Annotated in this window: 18 protein-coding genes; 2 read left to right on the top strand and 16 right to left on the bottom strand. The window is 63.1% G+C overall.

From position 1 onward, the window contains the following. Nucleotides 1-46: 46 nt before the first annotated feature. Entirely contained in the window at nucleotides 47-493 is a 447-nt protein-coding gene (gene smpB, locus U5A67_RS38400; protein WP_205981724.1) for an SsrA-binding protein SmpB, read from the top strand. Nucleotides 494-594: 101 nt separating this feature from the next. On the opposite strand, the gene U5A67_RS38405 is transcribed toward smpB, so the two are convergent. From U5A67_RS38405 to ppsA, 3 genes are all read right to left on the bottom strand, one after another. Next, on the bottom strand, nucleotides 595-1,551 hold the full coding sequence (locus U5A67_RS38405) for a stomatin-like protein (RefSeq protein ID WP_321814467.1): 957 nt from the start codon (nucleotides 1,549-1,551) through the stop codon (nucleotides 595-597). 63 nt (nucleotides 1,552-1,614) lie between these two features. After that, complete coding sequence (locus tag U5A67_RS38410) at nucleotides 1,615-2,052, bottom strand: NfeD family protein (RefSeq protein ID WP_205981726.1); 438 nt, start codon at nucleotides 2,050-2,052, stop codon at nucleotides 1,615-1,617. 151 nt (nucleotides 2,053-2,203) lie between these two features. Continuing rightward, the gene (ppsA, locus tag U5A67_RS38415; protein WP_321814468.1) at nucleotides 2,204-4,603 is read right to left on the bottom strand and encodes a phosphoenolpyruvate synthase; all 2,400 of its coding nucleotides are present in this window, start codon (nucleotides 4,601-4,603) and stop codon (nucleotides 2,204-2,206) included. Nucleotides 4,604-5,027: 424 nt separating this feature from the next. Between ppsA and U5A67_RS38420 the strand changes: the two genes are divergently transcribed. Then, nucleotides 5,028-5,843 (top strand): pyruvate, water dikinase regulatory protein, encoded by an 816-nt coding sequence (locus tag U5A67_RS38420; RefSeq protein ID WP_205981728.1) that lies wholly within the window; start codon nucleotides 5,028-5,030, stop codon nucleotides 5,841-5,843. 65 nt (nucleotides 5,844-5,908) lie between these two features. On the opposite strand, the gene U5A67_RS38425 is transcribed toward U5A67_RS38420, so the two are convergent. The 13 genes from U5A67_RS38425 to frr form a co-directional block, all read right to left on the bottom strand. Beyond that, entirely contained in the window at nucleotides 5,909-6,694 is a 786-nt protein-coding gene (locus U5A67_RS38425; RefSeq protein ID WP_321814469.1) for an RNA methyltransferase, read from the bottom strand. Between the two features lie 94 nt (nucleotides 6,695-6,788). Continuing rightward, entirely contained in the window at nucleotides 6,789-7,517 is a 729-nt protein-coding gene (gene rnhB / locus U5A67_RS38430) for a ribonuclease HII (RefSeq protein WP_415768273.1), read from the bottom strand. Beyond that, the gene (gene lpxB, locus U5A67_RS38435) at nucleotides 7,514-8,683 is read right to left on the bottom strand and encodes a lipid-A-disaccharide synthase (RefSeq protein ID WP_321814470.1); all 1,170 of its coding nucleotides are present in this window, start codon (nucleotides 8,681-8,683) and stop codon (nucleotides 7,514-7,516) included. Before lpxB ends, rnhB begins: the two co-directional genes overlap by 4 nt. Nucleotides 8,684-8,686: 3 nt before the next feature. Then, complete coding sequence (gene lpxA, locus U5A67_RS38440; RefSeq protein WP_205981732.1) at nucleotides 8,687-9,475, bottom strand: acyl-ACP--UDP-N-acetylglucosamine O-acyltransferase; 789 nt, start codon at nucleotides 9,473-9,475, stop codon at nucleotides 8,687-8,689. A gap of 71 nt (nucleotides 9,476-9,546) precedes the next feature. Next, nucleotides 9,547-10,011, bottom strand: a complete 465-nt coding sequence (gene fabZ, locus U5A67_RS38445) for a 3-hydroxyacyl-ACP dehydratase FabZ (RefSeq protein ID WP_205981733.1) — start codon at nucleotides 10,009-10,011, stop codon at nucleotides 9,547-9,549. 267 nt (nucleotides 10,012-10,278) lie between these two features. Continuing rightward, a complete protein-coding gene (gene lpxD / locus U5A67_RS38450; protein WP_205981734.1) occupies nucleotides 10,279-11,355 on the bottom strand; it encodes a UDP-3-O-(3-hydroxymyristoyl)glucosamine N-acyltransferase in 1,077 nt (358 codons plus the stop codon). Between the two features lie 18 nt (nucleotides 11,356-11,373). After that, nucleotides 11,374-11,919, bottom strand: a complete 546-nt coding sequence (locus U5A67_RS38455; protein WP_205981735.1) for an OmpH family outer membrane protein — start codon at nucleotides 11,917-11,919, stop codon at nucleotides 11,374-11,376. Nucleotides 11,920-11,962: 43 nt separating this feature from the next. After that, complete coding sequence (bamA, locus tag U5A67_RS38460) at nucleotides 11,963-14,269, bottom strand: outer membrane protein assembly factor BamA (RefSeq protein ID WP_205981736.1); 2,307 nt, start codon at nucleotides 14,267-14,269, stop codon at nucleotides 11,963-11,965. A gap of 67 nt (nucleotides 14,270-14,336) precedes the next feature. Beyond that, nucleotides 14,337-15,761, bottom strand: a complete 1,425-nt coding sequence (rseP, locus tag U5A67_RS38465; RefSeq protein WP_321814471.1) for an RIP metalloprotease RseP — start codon at nucleotides 15,759-15,761, stop codon at nucleotides 14,337-14,339. Nucleotides 15,762-15,898: 137 nt separating this feature from the next. Further along, nucleotides 15,899-17,077 carry a 1-deoxy-D-xylulose-5-phosphate reductoisomerase gene (locus tag U5A67_RS38470; RefSeq protein WP_205981738.1) on the bottom strand — a complete coding sequence of 393 codons (1,179 nt, stop codon included), beginning with the start codon at nucleotides 17,075-17,077 and terminating at the stop codon, nucleotides 15,899-15,901. A gap of 24 nt (nucleotides 17,078-17,101) precedes the next feature. After that, on the bottom strand, nucleotides 17,102-17,911 hold the full coding sequence (locus tag U5A67_RS38475; protein ID WP_205981739.1) for a phosphatidate cytidylyltransferase: 810 nt from the start codon (nucleotides 17,909-17,911) through the stop codon (nucleotides 17,102-17,104). Next, nucleotides 17,905-18,687, bottom strand: a complete 783-nt coding sequence (gene uppS / locus U5A67_RS38480) for a polyprenyl diphosphate synthase (RefSeq protein ID WP_205981740.1) — start codon at nucleotides 18,685-18,687, stop codon at nucleotides 17,905-17,907. The genes U5A67_RS38475 and uppS overlap by 7 nt, the downstream gene beginning before the upstream one ends. A 64-nt stretch (nucleotides 18,688-18,751) precedes the next feature. Next, nucleotides 18,752-19,312 carry a ribosome recycling factor gene (gene frr / locus U5A67_RS38485; protein WP_205981741.1) on the bottom strand — a complete coding sequence of 187 codons (561 nt, stop codon included), beginning with the start codon at nucleotides 19,310-19,312 and terminating at the stop codon, nucleotides 18,752-18,754.

A 19,312-nucleotide genomic window follows, 5' to 3' on the forward strand; every position in this document is an offset into this window, starting at 1 on the left:
TGCTAAAATCGTAATTTTAAACGAGTTGGGCGTTTCCCATTTTCCTATGAGCATCATCGACAACAGAAAAGCCTTCTTCGATTACTTCATCGAAGAGCGCCACGAGGCAGGGCTCGTGCTCGAAGGATGGGAGGTCAAGGCCATGCGCGCCGGGCGAGCCAACATCAAGGAAGCCTACGTCGTCATCAAGGACGGCGAGCTGTTCCTGATCGGCACGCACATCAGCCCGCTGCCCGAAGCCTCGACGCACATCCACCCGGACGCCACGCGCACCCGCAAGCTGCTGCTGCACCGCGAGGAAATCGACAAGCTGATCGGCAAGGTCGAGCAGCGCGGTTTCACGCTCGTGCCGCTGAACTTCCACTACAAGGGCGGCCGCGTGAAGTGCGAAATCGGCCTCGCCAAGGGCAAGAAGCTGCACGACAAGCGCGAAACCGAAAAGCAGCGCGACTGGCAGCGCGAGAAGGCGCGCCTGATGCGCACGCCGACCTGATCCGCGTAGTTTTGCCTCAAGACGTAAAAAAGGGGCGGCATGAATGACATGCCACCCCTTTTTGTTGCCTGCTCGTCGCTACGAAACGTCGAAACGAAGGCTCACGCGCCCTTGGCCGTGTCGCGCGTCATCTGCGATTCCTTCATGCCCGTGCGATTCACGATCGTCAGGGCCGAGGCGATCATCGAACTCAGATCGCTCATATTGCCCGGCACGATCAGCGTGTTGCCCTGCTTCGCCAGGTTGCCGAACGCGTTCACGTACTGCTCCGCAACCTTGAGATTCACCGCGTCCATCCCGCCCTGCGCCTGGATCGAATTGCCGATTTTCTGGATCGCGGTCGCGTTCGCTTCGGCCACCGCCAGAATCGCCGCCGCCTGGCCCTGCGCCTGATTGATCGCAGCCTGCTTCTCGCCTTCCGATTTCTGGATCGCCGCCTCGCGCGCGCCCGCCGCCAGATTGATCTGCTCCTGCTTGCGCCCTTCCGACGCCGCGATCAGCGCGCGCTTCTCTCGCTCGGCGGTGATCTGCGCCTGCATTGCGTGGAGAATTTCCTTCGGCGGCGTCAGATCCTTGATCTCGTAGCGCAGCACCTTCACGCCCCAGTTCGACGCCGCCTCGTCGAGCGAAGAGACCACGCTATGGTTGATGAAATCGCGCTCCTCGAACGTTTTGTCGAGTTCGAGCTTGCCGATCACCGAGCGCAGCGTGGTCTGCGAAAGCTGCGTGATCGCAAACACGAAGTTGCTCGAACCGTACGACGCCTTCATCGGATCGGTCACCTGGAAGTACAGCACGCCGTCCACCTGCAACTGCGTGTTGTCGCGCGTGATACAGATCTGGCTGGGCACGTCGAGCGGGATTTCCTTGAGGACGTGCTTGTACGCGACGCGATCGATGAACGGCAGCACGATCGTCAGACCCGGCGTGAGCGTGCCGTGATAGCGTCCAAGCCGCTCCAGCACCCATGCATGCTGCTGCGGCACGATCTTGACGGTCTTGGAAATCAGGACGATGACGATAACGAGCAGAATCAGCCCGACAACTGGTACTTGCATGCGCTTCCCCTTTTGCTTCGGCTTTGACTGGTGAGTGCGTGAGTCTGACCGCGTGAACCCGGGTCACGCGTGATGCGCGCCCGCCACGATAAGACAACTGCCGCGCACGGCCTTGATTTGATAGAGATGGGCGTCTTCGGGCTCGCCGGGCGCCAGTTCGACGTCCCATTCGGCGCCGCGATACATCGTGCGGGCACGCCCTTCGTGCCAGGCGGCAACGGTCAGCGTGGAACCGATGTCGAGATTCACACCAGGATCGCTCGATGCATCGACCATACGGCGCTTGCGCCCGAAACGCGAACGCCGCAGCGCGATCACCGCCACGAGGCCAACGAGCGCGGCAATCGCGAACTGCACATCGAGCGGCGCGCCGAATTCGAAAGCCACCACGCCGGCCAGAAAGCCCAGCGCGATCATCAGCAGATAGAAGGTGCCGGTCATCAGCTCGGCCACGATCAGCACGCCCGCGCCGATCCACCAGAACAAACCATGCGGACCCACGACGACCTCCCAAAGTAAAACACCCCGGATTGACCGGGGTGTTATAGCACGAAGCTGACACTTTTTTCCGCTGCGTGCGAAAGCGAAATGCAAGCTGCATCAAGCTTCGCGCGCGGCGGGACGGCTCGTGCCGTCAGTGAGCGTTACCGCATTACTTCGCCTGCGCCTTCGCGAGTGCCTGCCACGTTTCGACAACCGTGTCCGGGTTCAGCGAGATCGAAGCGATGCCTTCTTCCGCCAGCCACTCGGCGAAGTCCGGGTGATCCGAAGGACCCTGACCGCAGATACCGACGTACTTGTTCAGGCGGCGGCAGGTTTCGATCGCGCGCTTGAGCAGGAACTTGACGGCCGGATCGCGTTCGTCGAAGTCGGCGGCCAGCAGTTCCATACCCGAGTCCCGGTCGAGGCCGAGCGTGAGCTGCGTCAGGTCGTTCGAACCGATCGAGAAACCGTCGAAGTACTGCAGGAACTCTTCGGCGAGAATCGCGTTGGTCGGCACTTCGCACATCATGATCAGGCGCAGGCCGTTTTCGCCGCGCTTGAGGCCGAACTTCTCGAGCAGACCCACCACGCGTTCCGCCTGCTTCAGCGTACGCACGAACGGCACCATGATCTCGACGTTCGAGAGGCCCATCTCTTCACGCACGCGCTTGAGCGCCAGGCACTCCATTTCGAACGCTTGCGCGAAGTCTTCGGCGATGTAACGCGATGCGCCGCGGAAACCCAGCATCGGGTTTTCTTCGTCCGGCTCGTAGCGCGAACCGCCGATCAGCTTCTTGTACTCGTTCGACTTGAAGTCCGACATACGCACGATGACGGGCTTCGGATAGAACGCCGCAGCAATCGTAGCGATGCCTTCCGTCAGCTTGTCGACGTAGAACGCACGCGGCGATGCGTGACCGCGCGCGACGCTCTCGACGGCCTTCTTCAGGTCCGCGTCGATGTTCGGGTACTCGAGGATCGCCTTCGGGTGAACGCCGATGTTGTTGTTGATGATGAACTCGAGACGCGCGAGACCCACACCTGCGTTCGGCAGTTGCGAGAAGTCGAACGCGAGTTGCGGGTTACCGACGTTCATCATGATCTTGACCGGAATCGCCGGCAGCTCGCCACGCTGGACTTCGCTGACTTCGGTTTCCAGCAGACCGTCATAAATGCGGCCTTCGTCGCCTTCCGCGCACGACACCGTCACCAGCGCGCCGTCCTTCAGCACGTCGGTTGCGTCGCCGCAGCCAACGACCGCCGGCACGCCCAGCTCACGCGCGATAATCGCCGCGTGGCAGGTACGGCCGCCACGATTCGTCACGATTGCCGCGGCGCGCTTCATCACCGGCTCCCAGTTCGGGTCGGTCATGTCGGCGACCAGCACGTCGCCCGGCTGCACGCGTTCCATTTCGGACGGATCGTGAATCACCTTCACGCGGCCCGCGCCGATCTTCTGGCCAATTGCACGGCCCGTTGCCAGCACCTGCGACTGACCCTTGAGCTTGAAGCGTTGCTCGACCTTGCCCGCTGCCTGGCTCTTCACCGTCTCAGGACGCGCCTGGAGAATGAAGATCTTGCCGTCGAGACCGTCCTTGCCCCACTCGATGTCCATCGGACGCTGGTAGTGCTTTTCGATGATGACGGCGTACTTGGCCAGCTCGATCACGTCTTCGTCGGTGATCGAGAAGCGGTTGCGCTGTTCGTGCGAGACGTCGACCGTCTTCACACGGCCCGGTTCGCCCGGCTGCGTGAATTCCATCTTGATCAGCTTCGAGCCGATCGAGCGGCGGATGATCGGTGCCTTGCCTTGTGCGAGCGTGGTCTTGAAGACGTAGAACTCGTCCGGGTTCACGGCGCCCTGCACCACGGTCTCACCGAGGCCGTAGCTCGACGTGATGAACACCGCGTCCTTGAAGCCCGATTCCGTGTCCAGCGTGAACATCACGCCTGCTGCGCCGCGGTCCGAACGGACCATGCGCTGCACGCCAGCCGACAGCGCGACTTCAGCGTGAGTGAAGCCCTTGTGGACGCGATACGAGATAGCGCGGTCGTTGTAGAGCGACGCGAACACGTGCTTGAGACGGTCGAGCACATCCTCGACGCCCACCACGTTCAGGTAGCTTTCCTGTTGACCGGCGAACGACGCGTCAGGCAGATCTTCCGCCGTTGCCGACGAACGCACGGCAAACGACAGCTCGCCCGGCGAGCCAGCCTGCAGCGTTTCGAAACCCGTGCGGATTTCCGCTTCGAGTTGAGCTTGCAGCGGCGCGTCGATGATCCACTGACGGATTTCCTTGCCCGCTTCGGCCAGCGCCTTGACGTCGTCGACGTCGAGCGTTTCCAGGCGAGCGGCGATCCGTTCGGTCAGGTTGTTATGTTTCAGGAAGTCGCGGAAGGCGAGCGCAGTCGTAGCGAAACCCGTGGGGACTCGCACGCCAGCCTCAGCCAACTGGCTGATCATTTCGCCGAGCGAGGCGTTCTTGCCGCCCACGATCTCAACGTCGGTCATCCGCAACTGCTCGAAAGGCACTACATAAGCCTGATCCTTGGCAACGGTGTTAGTCATACAAGCCCCTAAGTGTGAAAAAAATTCACGGCTGCGCAAGTGGGCTCGAACGCGAGTCACCCATTGGGGGCGATTTCGCGTCTTGCGCAACCTGTTGGAGAAGCAATCGCCGTGGCGCCAAAGGGCTGGAGCCGGCTTGAGGAAAAGCAGGAAGATGCGCAAGATTGCAGGAAGTTATACACATTCGCTGCAAGTTGACGCCAGTTTGAGCCACGATGGACTGCGGTTTGGCGCGGTTGCACTGCAATTGCTTATCCAACAGGTTGCCGCTATTCTACCGTGCCGACTCCCGAAAATGCCATTCGAAGAGTCAGCCAAAGAGAAACGCGCCTCGGAATCGTCCCACAGCGGTCGCCCTAGCGCTTCCCGGGCTTTTTCCGCCCGTCCCGAGCGCACCAGCAGCTCACGTACCTAGCCTCAATCGATGCCGCCTACCGTATTTATCGTCTCCGACGGTACCGGGATCACTGCCGAAACGTTCGCGCATTCGATCCTGTCGCAGTTCGACCAGAAATTCCGCCTCGTGCGCGTGCCCTTCGTGGACTCGAGCGACAAGGCGTATGCGACCGCCGAAAAGATCAACGAAGCCGCCGTACAGGAAGGCCGTCGTCCGATCGTCTTCACGACGCTGGTGGACAGCAGCTCGAACGAGATCGTCAAGCGCGCCAACGCGCTCGTGCTCGACATGTTCCAGACCTTCGTGGAACCGCTCGAACAGGAACTGGAGCTCAAGTCGAGCCACGCGATGGGCCGCGGCCACCAGAACGCGGACACGGACGAATACAAGAACCGTATCGAGGCGATCAACTTCTCGCTCGCGCATGACGACGGTCAATCCGACCGCAATCTCGCCGATGCCGATGTGATCCTCGTGGGCGTGTCGCGCAGCGGCAAGACGCCGACCAGCCTCTATCTGGCCATGCAGTACGGCGTGAAGGCGGCCAACTATCCGCTGATCCCCGACGATTTCGAACGCGGCAAGATGCCGAATTCGCTGCTGCCGCACCGCTCGAAGATTTTCGGGCTGTCGATCGATCCGCAGCGCCTGACGGAAATCCGCAACGAACGCCGGCCGGGCAGCAAGTACGCAGCGCTGGAAAATTGCCGCTACGAAGTGAACGAAGCCGAAGCGATGATGCGCCGCGAAGGTATCAAGTGGCTCTCGTCGACGCACAAGTCGATCGAGGAAATCGCCACGACGATTCTTCAGGAAATCCGCATCGATAAACCGTCGTACTGATTCACGATGCGCAACAAAAAGGCCTGCATTTGCAGGCCTTTTTTGCTTTTGCGCGCGCTCGAACGTCAGCGTGCGCGACGCTGCTGCCGGCACTGCTCGAACACGCAGACGGCCGCGGCCGCCGCCACGTTCAGCGACTCCATGCCGCCGGGCTGCGGAATCGTCACGCGTAGCGCCGCCGCATCGCGCCACACCTGGGAAACGCCCGCGCCTTCGTTGCCGAACACCCACGCGACCTGCCCCGTCAGATCCGTTTCGTCGATGGCCTTCGCGCCATGCGAATCGGTGATCACGACCGGCACGGCCAGCATGTCGATCAGCGTCTGCGGTTCGACGTTCTCGTAGACCTGCAGCAGAAAATGCGCGCCCATCGCCGAGCGCAGCACCTTGGACGACCATGCGTAAGCGGTGCCAGGCGTGCAGAACACCCGCTCGATGCCGGCCGCCGCTGCGCTGCGCAGGATCGAGCCGACATTGCCTGCATCCTGCAAACCGTCGAGCACCAGACAGGTCGATTCGACGCGCTGCGGCAATGTTGCTTCCGGCATATCCACGAGCAGCAACATGCCCGCGCCGTGCACGACGTTCGACAACTGGCCGAACAGCGCATCGGGCAGCGTAATCACGCGGCGCTCGTCGACGCGCGCAACGATGTCGCGCGCCTCTTCGTGCTCGAGCGCACCTTCGGTGACGACGCAGTATTCGGGCTGCGAGCCGCCATCGAGCCAGGCGCTGGCAAGATGGAACCCTTCGAGCAGGGCCTGATGGGCGCGCCGCTGTTGATGCGTCGAGCCGGCCAGCGCCTTCAGGCGCTTGTAGAGCGGATTGTCGCGCGAGGTAATGGCTTTCACGGGCGGGCCTGGCGATTCAGAAAAGGATCAATAAAAAGGAAAACGGCGCCGCACGAGGCGGCGCCGGATAAGTTCGGCGAGCGCATCGGCCGGCTTAACTCGTTACAACGACACCGTGCAACTCGAAAGCCTCGCGCACCGGCGCGAACGAACGCCGATGATGCTCGCACGGACCATGCGTACGCAACGCCGCCAGATGCTGCGGCGTGCCGTAGCCCGCGTGTACGTTAAAACCGTAGGCGGGAAACGACGCGTGCAGATCGACCAGCATGCGATCGCGCGTGACTTTTGCGATGATCGATGCCGCCGAAATCGCCGGCACAATCGCATCGCCGCCGATCACCGCTTCGCTGCGCACCGGCAGCACCGGGCAGCGATTACCGTCGATCTTGGCAAGCGTAGGCGTCACGCTCAGACCTTCGACCGCGCGGCGCATCGCCAGCATGGTCGCGTGCAGGATGTTGAGCGTGTCGATTTCCTCGACGCTCGCTTCTGCGACACACCAGGCAAGCGCGCGTTCGACGATCAGGTCGTAAAGCGCATCGCGCGACTTTGCGGTGAGCGCCTTCGAATCGTCGAGTCCTTCGATCGGCCGCGCCGGATCGAGAATCACAGCCGCCGCCACCACGGGACCGGCGAGCGGGCCGCGCCCGGCTTCGTCCACGCCACAGATGATGTCGTCGGGCGATTCGAACAGCAGACCGGCCTGCTCCGCGAGTTGCAGACGCAGCGCGCGCTTTTGTGCGGCCTGCGACGGCGCTTTCGGCTTTGCTGCCGCTTTTGCCGTCACCTTCCTGGCACTTTTAACCGGCGCGTCGCTCATGCCCGCCCCTTGCGGCTTTCCACCACGCGCGCCACCACTTCGGCCGCGCGCTCCGCCGTGTTCTGGCGCAGCGCATGGTGCATCTGCGTAAACACTTCGGTCAGGGTGCGCCGGTTCGCCTCGTCGTGCAACTGCGTGAGCGTGGCGTCGGCGAGCGCTTCAGGCGTGGCGAAATGCTGGAGGATTTCCGGCACCACGAAACGCCCGGCAAGAATATTCGGCAGACCGACATAAGGCAGATAGCCCTGACGGCGCATGATCTGCCCCGTCAGCCAGGGCACCTTGTACGAGATGACCATCGGCTTCTTGAGCAGCGCCGCTTCCAGCGTGACCGTGCCGCTCTTCACGAGGATCGCGTCGGCGGCCGTCATCGCCAGTTGCGACTGACCATCGACGATCGTGAGCGCCAGGCCCTGATGCTGGCTCGCCAGTTCCTGCAACTGCGCGTGGATCGCAGGCGTGGCCGCCGGCATCACGAAACGCAGACCCGGCTCGCGCTGCTGCATGATCTGCATCGCGTCGAAGAAAGTCGGGCCGATCAGGTTGATCTCGGAGCGACGGCTGCCCGGCAGCACCGCGATGATCGGACCGCCATCGGGCAGACCGAGCGCAAGGCGCGCGCCGGGTACGTCCGGTTCGAGCGGGATATCGTCGGCGAGCGGATGGCCCACGTAGGACGCGGCCACGCCGGCCTTCTCCAGGATCGCCGTTTCGAACGGGAAAACGCAGAGCATGTGATCCACGGACTTCTGGATCTTCTTGATGCGCCCGCCTCGCCACGCCCAGATCGACGGGCAGACGAAATGGATCGTGGGAATCCCGGCTTCGCGCAGCGGCTGTTCGAGACCGAAGTTGAAATCGGGCGCATCGACGCCGATGAAAACATCAGGCGGTTCCGCAAGCAGTTGATGCTTGAGCTCGCGGCGAATGCGCAGGATTTCGGGAATATGGCTGAGCGCCTCGACGTAGCCGCGCACCGTGAGCTTGTCCATCGGCCAGTGCGCATCGAAACCAACGGCCTGCATGCGCGGGCCGCCGATTCCGTAGTACTGCGCAGTATCCGGCAGCTTGCTGACCAGCCCCTTGAGCAACGACGATGCGAGCAGGTCGCCGGACGGTTCGCCGGCGACCATTGCGAGGCGCAACGGATGGGTTTGCAACGCCATCGTTTAGCGGATGATGCCGCGCTGCGACTGCTCGACGAAGCTGAGCAGCGCCTTCACGTGCACATCGCCGTCACCGCCCGCCTGGGCGAGGTCGGCGAGCTGAACCTTCGCCTCTTCGAGCGACAGGCTGTTCTTGTACAGCGTGCGATATGCCGCGCGCAGCGCCGAGATTGCGTCCGGCGAGAAACCGCGGCGGCGCAGACCTTCGACGTTGATACCGTGCGGCACAGCCTTGTTGCCGGCTGCGATCACGAACGGCGGCACGTCCTGCACGAGCGCCGAAGCGCCGCCCACCATCGCATGCGCGCCGATGCGCACGAACTGGTGCACGCCCGTCATGCCGCCGACAATCGCGTGATCGTCCACGAATACGTGGCCGGCCAGCTGCGCGTTGCTCGACATGATGATGTTGTTGCCCAGACGGCAATCGTGACCCACGTGCACGTAGGCCATGATCCAGCAGTCGTCGCCGATCGACGTGATGCCGGTGTCCTGCACCGTGCCCGTGTGCAGCGTCGTGAATTCGCGAATCGTGTTGCGATTGCCGATCACGAGCTTCGTGGGCTCGCCGCGGTACTTCATGTCCTGCGGGCGGCCGCCGATCGAGGCGTAATGGCCGATCGAATTGTCTTCGCCGATCGTCGTGTGGCCTTCCAGCACGCTATGCGAACCGACCTGGGTGCGCGCGCCAATGGTGACATTCGCACCGATTACCGCGTAGGGGCCGATCTCGACCGATTCATCGACTTGCGCGCCTGGCTCGACGATCGCAGTGGGATGGATCCTGCTCATTCGTCATGCTCTCCGATTCTGTTGTCATGCCGGGGCGCCGCCAGGCGCCCTGCGGCAAACGACGGCGCAGCTTACTGCGCCGCGTCCATTTTCTTGACGGTGCACATGAGTTCCGCCTCGCAGGCGACCACGCCGTCCACGTCGGCTTGCGCCTTGAACTTCCAGATACCGCGCATGTAGCGCTCGAACGTCACGTTCAGGATGAGCTGGTCGCCCGGCTCGACCACGCGCTTGAAACGCGCGCCGTCGATACCGACGAAGTAGTACAGCGTGTTTGCAAAATCCTGCTCTTCTTCCGAGAAAGTGAGCAGCGCGGCGGTCTGGGCCAGCGCTTCGAGGATCATCACGCCCGGCATGACCGGACGCTGCGGGAAGTGGCCCGTGAAAAAGGGCTCGTTGACCGTCACATTCTTCAACGCCTTGATGCTCTTGTGCGGCTCGAGCTCGAGGACCCGGTCCACCATCAGGAACGGATAACGGTGCGGCAGCAACGTGAGAATCTTGTGGATGTCGAAGTTGATTTTTTCGATGTTCATGGTGTTTCTGCTCACGCGGGAATTGCGTGTCACTTTCGATTGCGTTGCCCGAAGCGCCTGTCCCTGCCCGACGGTAGCCGTGCCGGCCAGACGTACCCCTGCGGTTCGCGCCCAGGCGCAGTATGCGCCACGCGCGCGACTTCGTGCATGCGGATTCCCCCGGGCTATGCGCGCCAGACGCGCGGTCTGGCACCCATCGCCGGGGCTCGGCCTGGCATGCAGCGCGACAGCCGCGGCGCCAGGCCCCTTATACGTGTGGTGCGATGCTTATGCGTCGCCTTGCGATTTTTCCGCGGCGGCGGCTTCGAGCGCCCGGATGCGATCGCGCAGCTTGTCGATATTGCGCAGCAGCGCGGCGCTCTTGTTCCAGTCGCCGTGCTCGACGGCCGGAAACGCGCTGGTGTAGATGCCGGCCTTCGGCAGCGACTTCGACACGCCCGACTTCGCCGTGACGATCACGTAGTCGCCCAGCGTGACGTGACCCGCGATGCCGACCGCGCCGCCGATCATGCAGTGCTTGCCGACCGTGGTGCTGCCCGCGATGCCCGCGCAGCCCGCGATCACCGTGTAGGCACCGATGCGGCAGTTATGGCCGATCTGCACCTGGTTATCGATCTTCACGCACTCCTCGATGATCGTGTCGGCCATTGCGCCGCGATCGATCGTGGTGTTCGCGCCGATTTCGACATCGGGCCCGATCGACACGCCGCCGACTTGCGGAATCTTGACCCACGTGCCCGTGCGCGCATCGCCCTGCCCCGTGAAATCGGGGGCAAAACCAAAACCGTCCGAGCCGATCACCGCACCCGCGTGCACGATGGCGCGCGCGCCGATCTTGCAGCCGTAGTAGACGGTCACGCCTGGATAGAAGTGCGAGTTCTCGCCCACCTGCGTGCCGCGGCCGATCACGACGTTGGCGTCCAGACGCACGTTCTCGCCGATCACCGCGCCCGCTTCCACGACCACGTTCGGGCCGATCACGGCGCTTGCCGCTACCTTGGCCGTTGCGTCGACGTGTGCGCTCGGGTGCACGCCCGGCTGCACCTTCGGCGCGGCCAGGTCGATGAACGCCTGCGCGACGCGCGCGAAGTAAGCATACGGATTAGGTGTGACGATGAAGTTGCGACCTTCGCGCGATGCGAGTTTCGCCAGATCGTCCGGGCTGATGAGGACCGCACCCGCGCGGGTCGTTTCGACCTGCGAGAGATATTTCGGGTTGGCGAGGAAAGCCAGTTGCTGCGGACCCGCCTGGTCGAGCGGCGCGAGCGAACCGACGCGTTGCGTCGCATCGCCCACCACTTCGCCGCCGAACTGCCCGGCGATTGCCTCAAGCGTAAATGCCATGCGCGTGCTGCTCCTGCCTTAGTTGCTGTTGCTGCCAGTGGCGCCGGAAGCCAGCGCCTTCAGCACCTGATCGGTGATGTCGATGCGCGGGCTCACATACACCGCTTCCTGCACGATCAGATCGTAATGCTGCTGCTCGGCGATCTGCTTGATGACCTTGTTCGCGCGATCGAGCACCGCCGCGAGTTCTTCGTTGCGGCGCTGGTTCAGATCTTCGCGGAACTCGCGCTGCTTGCGCTGAAAATCGCTGTCGAGTTGCGACAGATCGCGCTGCTTCTGCGCGCGATCGGCCACCGACAGGCTCGGACCGCTCTTGTCGAGCGAGTCCGACATCGTTTTCAGACGCTGCGCCATGTCCTGCAGATCCTTGTCGCGCTTCGCGAACTCGGCTTCGAGCTTGGTCTGCGCAGACTTCGCGGGGGCGGATTCGCGCAGGATGCGGTCGGAGTTGACCGCCGCGATTTTCGCTTCCTGTGCATGGGCCGCGCCCGTGCCGAAAGCGAGCATCGCCAGCGACAGCGTCATGGCCCCGATCGTCCGCCTGGAAAACATACCCGTTAGCAAAGTTATCCTCTCGTTTCTGTAAATGCCTGTTCCGCGCGTACCGTCAGAATGCCGTACCGATCTGGAACTGGAACTTCTGGTACTGGTCGCCTTCGTGCTTCGTGACCGGGAAGCCCAGGCTCAGCTTGAGCGGGCCGATCGGCGAAATCCACGCAAGACCGACACCGTAGGCGTAACGCAGACCGTTCGAACCGATGCTGGTGCCTTCGTCGCCCCAGACGTTACCACCGTCGAGGAAGGTGAAGACGCGCAGCGTGCGGTCGTAGCCCGTGCCCGGCAGCGGGAACGTGAGTTCGATGTTGCCGACCACCATCTTCGAGCCGCCGATCGGGTCGTTCGTCGTCTTGTCGCGCGGACCCAGCGAGCTCGGTTCATAACCCCGCACCGAACCGATACCGCCGGCGTAGTAGTTCTTGAAGATCGGGTACGGCTTGCCGCCCAGACCATTACCGTAGCCCGCCTGGAAGTTCAGGCCCAGCACGAAGCCGCGAGCAAACGAGTAATAGTACTGTGCCTGCACATCGGTCTTGTAGTACTGGGTCGAGCCCGCCGGCGTGCCGTATTCGGCATTGGCCTGGAGGAAGTAACCGCGGCTCGGAATGAGCGCGCTGTCACGTGCGTCGCGCGACCAGCCGATCGTCAGCGGCACGTTGTTCGACACGCGGCCGAATGCATCGACGTAGTCCTTGTAGGCCTGCGGCGTTGCATCGTCGACGTCCAGACGGTCCTGTTCGAAACCGATACCGAAGAACACGGTGTCGACTTCCGAGAACGGAATGCCGAACTTCAGGTCGCCGCCTGCCGTGATGATCTTGAAGCTCGAATCGGTCGAGTAGTACAGCGGCTGATACGTACGGTAGTAGACGTCGGTAATGCGCTTGATGCCGTCCACAGTGAAGTACGGATCGACCTGCGTGACAGCCAGCGTACGGTACGACTTCGCGGTGTTGACGTTCACCGACAGCGACGTGCCCGAACCGAACACGTTGTCCTGCGAGACGCCTGCCGAGAGAACCACCTTGTCGGTCGACGAGAAGCCCGCGCCCAGCGTGATGGCGCCGGTCGGCTTTTCGGCCACCTTGACGTCCACGTCCACCTGGTCGGCCGTGCCTTCCACGGGCACCGTGGTCACGTCGACGTCGGTGAAGTAGCCCAGACGGTTGATACGGTCCTTCGACAGCGCGAGACGGCTCGAATCGAACCACGAGCTTTCGAGCTGGCGCATTTCGCGGCGCACGACTTCGTCGCGCGTGCGGGTGTTGCCCACCACGTTGATGCGGCGCACGTAGACGCGGCGACTCGGATCGACCTGCAGCGTGAGGTCGACCGTGTGATTGGCCTGGTTGATCTGCGGCAGCGCATTCACGGTTGCGAACGCATAGCCGTATTCGCCGAGCTTGTCGACGATGGCCTTGGTCGCAGCCTGCAGCTTTTCAGCCGAGAAGCGATCGCCCGCCTTGATCTTGACCAGCTTGTTGAGCTCCGCCTCGCGGTCCAGCAGATTGCCGGCGAGATGGATGCCCGAGATCTTGTACGGCTCGCCTTCATGCAGCCCGATCGTCAGGTACATGTCCTTCTTGTCGGGCGAGATCGAGACCTGCGTCGAGTCGATGTTGAACTCGAGGTAGCCGTGATTCAGGTAGTACGAGCGCACGTTCTCGAGGTCGCCCGTGAGCTTTTCCTTCGAGTAGAGGTCGTTCTTCGTGTACCACGAGAACCAGTTCGGCGTGGACAGCTGCATTTCGCTGAGCAGCGTGCCCGTGCTGTACGTCTTGTTGCCGATGAAGTTGATCTGGCGGATCTTCGCGCTCGGACCTTCGACGACCGAGAACAGCAGACCGACGCGGTTGCGGTCGATCGGCGTGACGGTGGTCGTGACTTCGGCGGCGTAGAAACCGCGCGTCAGGTACTGACGCTTGAGCTCCTGCTCGGCCTTGTCGACCAGCGCCTTGTCGTAGTAGCGGCCTTGCGAAAGACCGACTGCGCGCAGCGCCTTCGTGAGGTTGTCCTTGTCGAACTCGTGGATGCCGGCGAAATCGATGGTGCCGATCGCCGGACGCTCCTGCACCTGCACGACGACTACGCCACCTTCGGTGGCGATGCGCACGTCGTTGAAGAAGCCGGTCGCATACAATGCGCGGATGGCTTCAGAGGCCTTGTCGTCGGTGAACGTATCGCCCTGCTTGATCGGCAGGTACGCGAAGACCGTGCCCGGCTCTACGCGTTGCAGTCCTTCGATGCGGATGTCCTGAACCACGAAAGGCGTCGTTGCGGCATGAGCAACGAGACCTTGTGCGGCAAGCGCCGCAGCCGCAACTGTTTTTGGAACCAAGCGATGAGGTCTAAACAACGTGCTTCCCCAGTGTGTATAGCTGCATCAGATCAGGCGGCCCACCCTCGGACGCCGCCAGATTTCTTTAGAAATGGATTAACCGAGCCAGATCGTTGAACAACGCGATCGCCGACAGCGCGACGATGCAGGCAAGACCCGCTCGCTGCAGAACCATCTGCCAGCGATCCGAGACGGCTTTGCCCGTTACGGCTTCAACCGCATAATATAACAGATGCCCCCCGTCCAATACCGGAATTGGGAGCAGGTTGAGTACGCCAAGGCTAATACTGACAAGGGCGAGAAAGGAAAGGAAAGCTGAAGGCCCGAGTCTGGCGCTCTTTCCGGCATAGTCAGCAATCGTCACGGGGCCCGAAAGATTCTTCAGCGAAGCCTCGCCCGTGATCATGCGGCCGAACATCCGCAGCGAATACAGACCGATATCCCACGTGCGATACGCGCCCATGCGCGCGCTTTCCAGCGGCCCGTAACGCACTTCCACCGACGGCCCCTGCGCGGCAAGCGCCGCACCGATACGGCCGACTTCCGCGCCGGTTTCGTCGTCGCGCTGGATCGCCGGCGTCACGGCGATCGTCATCGGCTGACCGTTGCTCGAACCATGCGATGCCGTCGAAGCCTCGCCGCCCCGCACGATGTCGAGCGACACCGGCTTGCCCGCGTGAGCCTTCACGTAAGCGATGAAAGTGCTTGCGCTATCAACGGGTCGGCCATCGATCGCGCGCAGGCGGTCGCCCTTCTCCAGTCCAGCGTGCTGAGCCGCGCTATCGGGCTCCACGCCCGCGATGCGCAGCGTGCCGCCGCCCGGTTCGAAGCCGATCTTCGACATGAAATCGTCGTCGAGATCCTTGCTCTCCAGACGCGAGAGATCGACCGCGTAATCGGACGTGCCGTTGCTGTTGCGCGCAGCCAGCACCACATGACGATGATCGAAGGCCGCGGAAAGCAGCTTCCAGCGCAGATCGGCCCAGGAGCGCACCGGCTCCATGCCATTGCCGTTGGCCGCGCTCACGGACAGCACGGTTTCGCCGCCCTGGAAGCCCGCGCGCGCCGCGACAGACTGCGCCTGCGGCGCGGCCACGACAGCGGCAGGCTCGGTCACACCGCTCGCGTAGACCACCGCGAACAGCACGATGGCGAGAATGAAATTGGCGATCGGGCCCGCGGCGACGATGGCAATGCGCTTGCCGACCGACTGCCGGTTGAAGGCATGCGGGAGATCTTCGGGGGAAATGGCTGCGGCGGCATCGGTGCGATCCGCGTACTCGCGCTCGTCGAGCATCTTGACGTAGCCGCCGAGCGGCAGCGCTGAGATCGTCCATTCGGTGCCGGTCTTTTTGCTGACCCACTGCAAGAGCGGTCGACCAAAGCCGATGGAAAATCGCAGAACCTTGACGCCGCACAAGCGCGCGACACTGTAGTGTCCATATTCGTGGACGACGACAAGAATGCCGATCGCCACGACGAAAGCCACCAGTTCGGTGAGCAGATTCATATGCGCCTCCTGTGCGGGAAGCAGCGCGCCAGTGCGGGGGAGCCTTGCTTGCGGGCCGAGGAATCCGCGCGGACCCTCTTGTTACGCCCGGACGCCTGCGAGTGACACAGACGCTCCGGGCACAGCCCTGAAAGGTCTTAAGCCGGCACCGGCAGGCTGTCGATGATCTTGTGTGCCGCGCGGCGCGCGGCGGCGTCGGCTTCGAGCACGACTTCGAGGCTCGTGGCGCTGCGGTTTTGCAGCGCGTTGAGCACGGCGTCGACGGTCTGCGCAATCGCCATGAAACCGATACGGCGGTTGAGGAACGCTTCCACGGCGACTTCGTTCGCCGCGTTCAGCGTTGCGCTCGCCACGCCGCCTTCGGCCAGGGCCTTCATCGCCAGCGCGAGACACGGGAAGCGTTCGTAATCCGGCTTCTCGAAATTGAGCGTGGCAACTTGTGCGAGATCGAGCTGCGCGACGCCCGAATCGATACGATCCGGGTAGGCCATCGCATGGGCGATCGGCGTGCGCATGTCGGGGTTGCCCAGTTGCGCGAGCACCGAACCGTCCGCGTACGAGACCATCGAGTGGATCACGCTTTGCGGGTGGATCAGCACGTCGATGCGATCGCCCGGCAGATCGAACAGGTAATGCGCCTCGATCACTTCGAGGCCCTTGTTCATCATCGTGGCGGAATCGACCGAAATCTTGCGGCCCATCGACCAGTTCGGGTGCTTGCAGGCCTGCTCCGGCGTCACGTCCACGAGCGTGGACGGCTCGCGCGTGCGGAACGGGCCGCCCGACGCAGTCAGAATGATCTTGGTCACGCCACCGTGCTTGCCGTCGTGCGGCATGCACTGGAACACGGCGTTGTGCTCGCTGTCGAGCGGCAGCAGCACCGCGCCGCTGTCACGCACCGTGTCCATGAAGATGTCGCCCGACATCACGAGCGCTTCCTTGTTCGCGAGCAGGATGCGCTTGCCGGCTTTCGCCGCCGCAAGCGACGGCTCCAGACCCGCCGCGCCGACGATGGCCGCCACCACCGTATCGCAGCCGTCGCTTTTCGAGACGTCGATGAGCGCCTGCGGGCCGAAGGTCACGACAGTCTTCGAACCGGCCGCGCGCAGCTTGCTTTCGACTGCCTGGGCCGTTGCGGCATCGCCGACCACGGCTACTTCGGGCGCAAAGCGCAGACATTGGTCGACGAGTTTGTCGCCGTTGCGGTGCGCGGTGAGCGCGTAGACCGAGAAGCGATCCGGATGACGTGCGACCACGTCAAGCGTGCTGTCTCCGATCGAGCCCGTGGAACCGAGCAATGTAAGTCGTTTTTGCATATTCAATTCTCTAGCCGGACACCGTTAGCCGAGCAACAGCATGGCAAGCGGCAGTACCGGCAACAGCGCGTCGATGCGGTCGAGCACCCCGCCGTGACCCGGCAGAAGCCCGCTCGAATCCTTCACGCCAGCCTGGCGCTTGAGCATCGACTCGAACAGATCGCCGATCACGCTGAACGCGACCAGCACGGTAAGCACGAAAAGCGCACGGCCGACACCCAACTGGGCAGCCAGCGCGGAATACAGGGTCGGCTCGAAGGCATGCAGCACGAGCGCGGCGACCGACACGATCATCACGGCGGCCCAGCCGCCCACCGCGCCTTCCCAGGTCTTGCCGGGGCTGATCGAGGGCGCCAGTTTATGCTTGCCGAATGCCTTGCCAGAGAAGTATGCGCCGATATCGGCCAGCCAGACCACGAGCAGCAGCGAGAGCACGAAACCCACGCCGATCGCGCGCGCGCCGACCAGCGCGTGCCAGCAGGCGGCAAAGAGGACGAAGCCGGCCGCCAGCAGGAACGCGCGCCAGGCGCCGGCGGCCAGCACGGGCTTGCGCACCAGCACATAAGGCCCGGCGACGAGCCAGAAAATGCCCGCGGCCTGATAGAGCGGACGCGCCGATTCAAGGCGCGTGCTAGCGGCAACGATAACGGCGGCGATGGCCGCGTAGACGATCGAACCTGCCTTGCCGGCCTTGAGCAGGCGAGCCCATTCCCACGCGGCGAACACCACCACGAGACCGATCAGCGCGCCAAAGGCGGCCATCGGCGCGAACAGCGTGACCGGCAGAAGGACGGCCAGCAGGACGATCGCCGTGATGACACGGGTCTTTAGCATGAAAGCGAGTCGGCGTTCTGGGATTGGGTAACGACCTGGGCGCTGGTGCGGCCGAAGCGGCGTTCACGATCGGAGTAGGACGCGATGGCGCGGTTGAGCGCGTCGGCATCGAAGTCCGGCCAATACGTGTCGGTGAAATAGAATTCTGCGTAGGCGAGCTGCCACAGCAGGAAATTGCTCACGCGCTGTTCTCCGCCCGTGCGGATGAACAGATCCGGCTCCGGCGCGTAGTTCATCGCGAGATACTGGCTGACCGTGTCTTCGGTCACCGGCACCGCCTCGCCTGCCGCCACCGAAGCTTCGACGAGCTTGCGGGTGGCCTGCATGATGTCCCAGCGTCCGCCGTAGTTGGCGGCGATGGTCAGCGTGAGGCGGGTATTGCGCGCGGTCTTGGTTTCCGCGCGGCGAATCAGGTCCTGGATGCGTTCGTTGAACATCGACAGATCGCCGACCACGCGCAGGCGAATGCCGTTCGCGTGCAGGCGCGCCACTTCGCGCTCGAGCGCGGTGACGAACAGACGCATCAGGAAAGAGACTTCGTCGGTGGGACGCCGCCAGTTCTCGGAACTGAAAGCGAACAAAGTGACGAATTCGACGCCGCGCGCGACACAGGCCTCGACGACCGAACGCACGGCATCGACGCCACGCGTATGGCCTGCGACGCGCGGCAGACGGCGCTGCGTTGCCCAACGGCCGTTGCCGTCCATGATGATCGCGATGTGGCGCGGTACTGCCGCCACGTCGGGCACGTGAACAGTTGAGCTGGTATAGGTCATGGCCGTCGGACTAAAACTGCAATAAGGAAAGAGAAACCCTGGCGGGACTGAAAGCCTTGCGGCCTCAGACCGTCATGATTTCGGCTTCCTTCGTCTGGACGAGCTTGTCGATCTCGGTCACGAAGCGGTCCGTCAGCTTCTGGACGTCGTCGCTGCCGCGGCGCTCGTCGTCTTCCGAGATTTCCTTGTCCTTGACCAGCTTCTTGAGCTGTTCGTTGGCGTCGCGACGCAGGTTACGCACGGCAACCTTGGCCGTTTCGCCTTCGTTCTTGACGACCTTCGTGAGTTCCTTGCGGCGCTCTTCGGTCAGTGCGGGCATCGGCACGCGGATCAGATCGCCGTGCGTTGCCGGGTTCAGACCGAGTTCCGAGTCGCGGATCGCCTTTTCGATGACCGGGACCATCTTCTTTTCCCAGGCCTGAACGCCGATCGTGCGCGCGTCGACGAGCGTCATGTTCGCGACTTGCGAAATGGGCACCGGCGAACCGTAGTAGTCGACCTGAATGTGGTCGAGCAGACCGGTGTGTGCGCGGCCCGTGCGGATCTTCGCCAGGTCGCCCTTGAACGCTTCGATCGAGCGCTGCATTTTCTGCTCAGCGCCCTTCTTGATGTCAGCCACAGCCAT

Origin of the sequence: Paraburkholderia sp. J69-1 (assembly GCF_905220255.1) — a bacterium.
Taxonomy (GTDB): Bacteria; Pseudomonadota; Gammaproteobacteria; order Burkholderiales; family Burkholderiaceae; genus Paraburkholderia.

Bases quoted from the DNA above. Each gene is read 5' to 3' on its own strand.
- smpB (WP_205981724.1), top strand. From the start codon at position 47: ATGAGCATCATCGACAACAGAAAAGCCTTCTTCGATTACTTCATCGAA.
- U5A67_RS38405 (WP_321814467.1), bottom strand. From the start codon at position 1,551: ATGCAAGTACCAGTTGTCGGGCTGATTCTGCTCGTTATCGTCATCGTC.
- ppsA (WP_321814468.1), bottom strand. From the start codon at position 4,603: ATGACTAACACCGTTGCCAAGGATCAGGCTTATGTAGTGCCTTTCGAG.
- U5A67_RS38420 (WP_205981728.1), top strand. From the start codon at position 5,028: ATGCCGCCTACCGTATTTATCGTCTCCGACGGTACCGGGATCACTGCC.
- rnhB (WP_415768273.1), bottom strand. From the start codon at position 7,517: ATGAGCGACGCGCCGGTTAAAAGTGCCAGGAAGGTGACGGCAAAAGCG.
- lpxB (WP_321814470.1), bottom strand. From the start codon at position 8,683: ATGGCGTTGCAAACCCATCCGTTGCGCCTCGCAATGGTCGCCGGCGAA.
- lpxA (WP_205981732.1), bottom strand. From the start codon at position 9,475: ATGAGCAGGATCCATCCCACTGCGATCGTCGAGCCAGGCGCGCAAGTC.
- fabZ (WP_205981733.1), bottom strand. From the start codon at position 10,011: ATGAACATCGAAAAAATCAACTTCGACATCCACAAGATTCTCACGTTG.
- lpxD (WP_205981734.1), bottom strand. From the start codon at position 11,355: ATGGCATTTACGCTTGAGGCAATCGCCGGGCAGTTCGGCGGCGAAGTG.
- rseP (WP_321814471.1), bottom strand. From the start codon at position 15,761: ATGAATCTGCTCACCGAACTGGTGGCTTTCGTCGTGGCGATCGGCATT.
- U5A67_RS38470 (WP_205981738.1), bottom strand. From the start codon at position 17,077: ATGCAAAAACGACTTACATTGCTCGGTTCCACGGGCTCGATCGGAGAC.
- U5A67_RS38475 (WP_205981739.1), bottom strand. From the start codon at position 17,911: ATGCTAAAGACCCGTGTCATCACGGCGATCGTCCTGCTGGCCGTCCTT.
- uppS (WP_205981740.1), bottom strand. From the start codon at position 18,687: ATGACCTATACCAGCTCAACTGTTCACGTGCCCGACGTGGCGGCAGTA.
- frr (WP_205981741.1), bottom strand. From the start codon at position 19,312: ATGGCTGTGGCTGACATCAAGAAGGGCGCTGAGCAGAAAATGCAGCGC.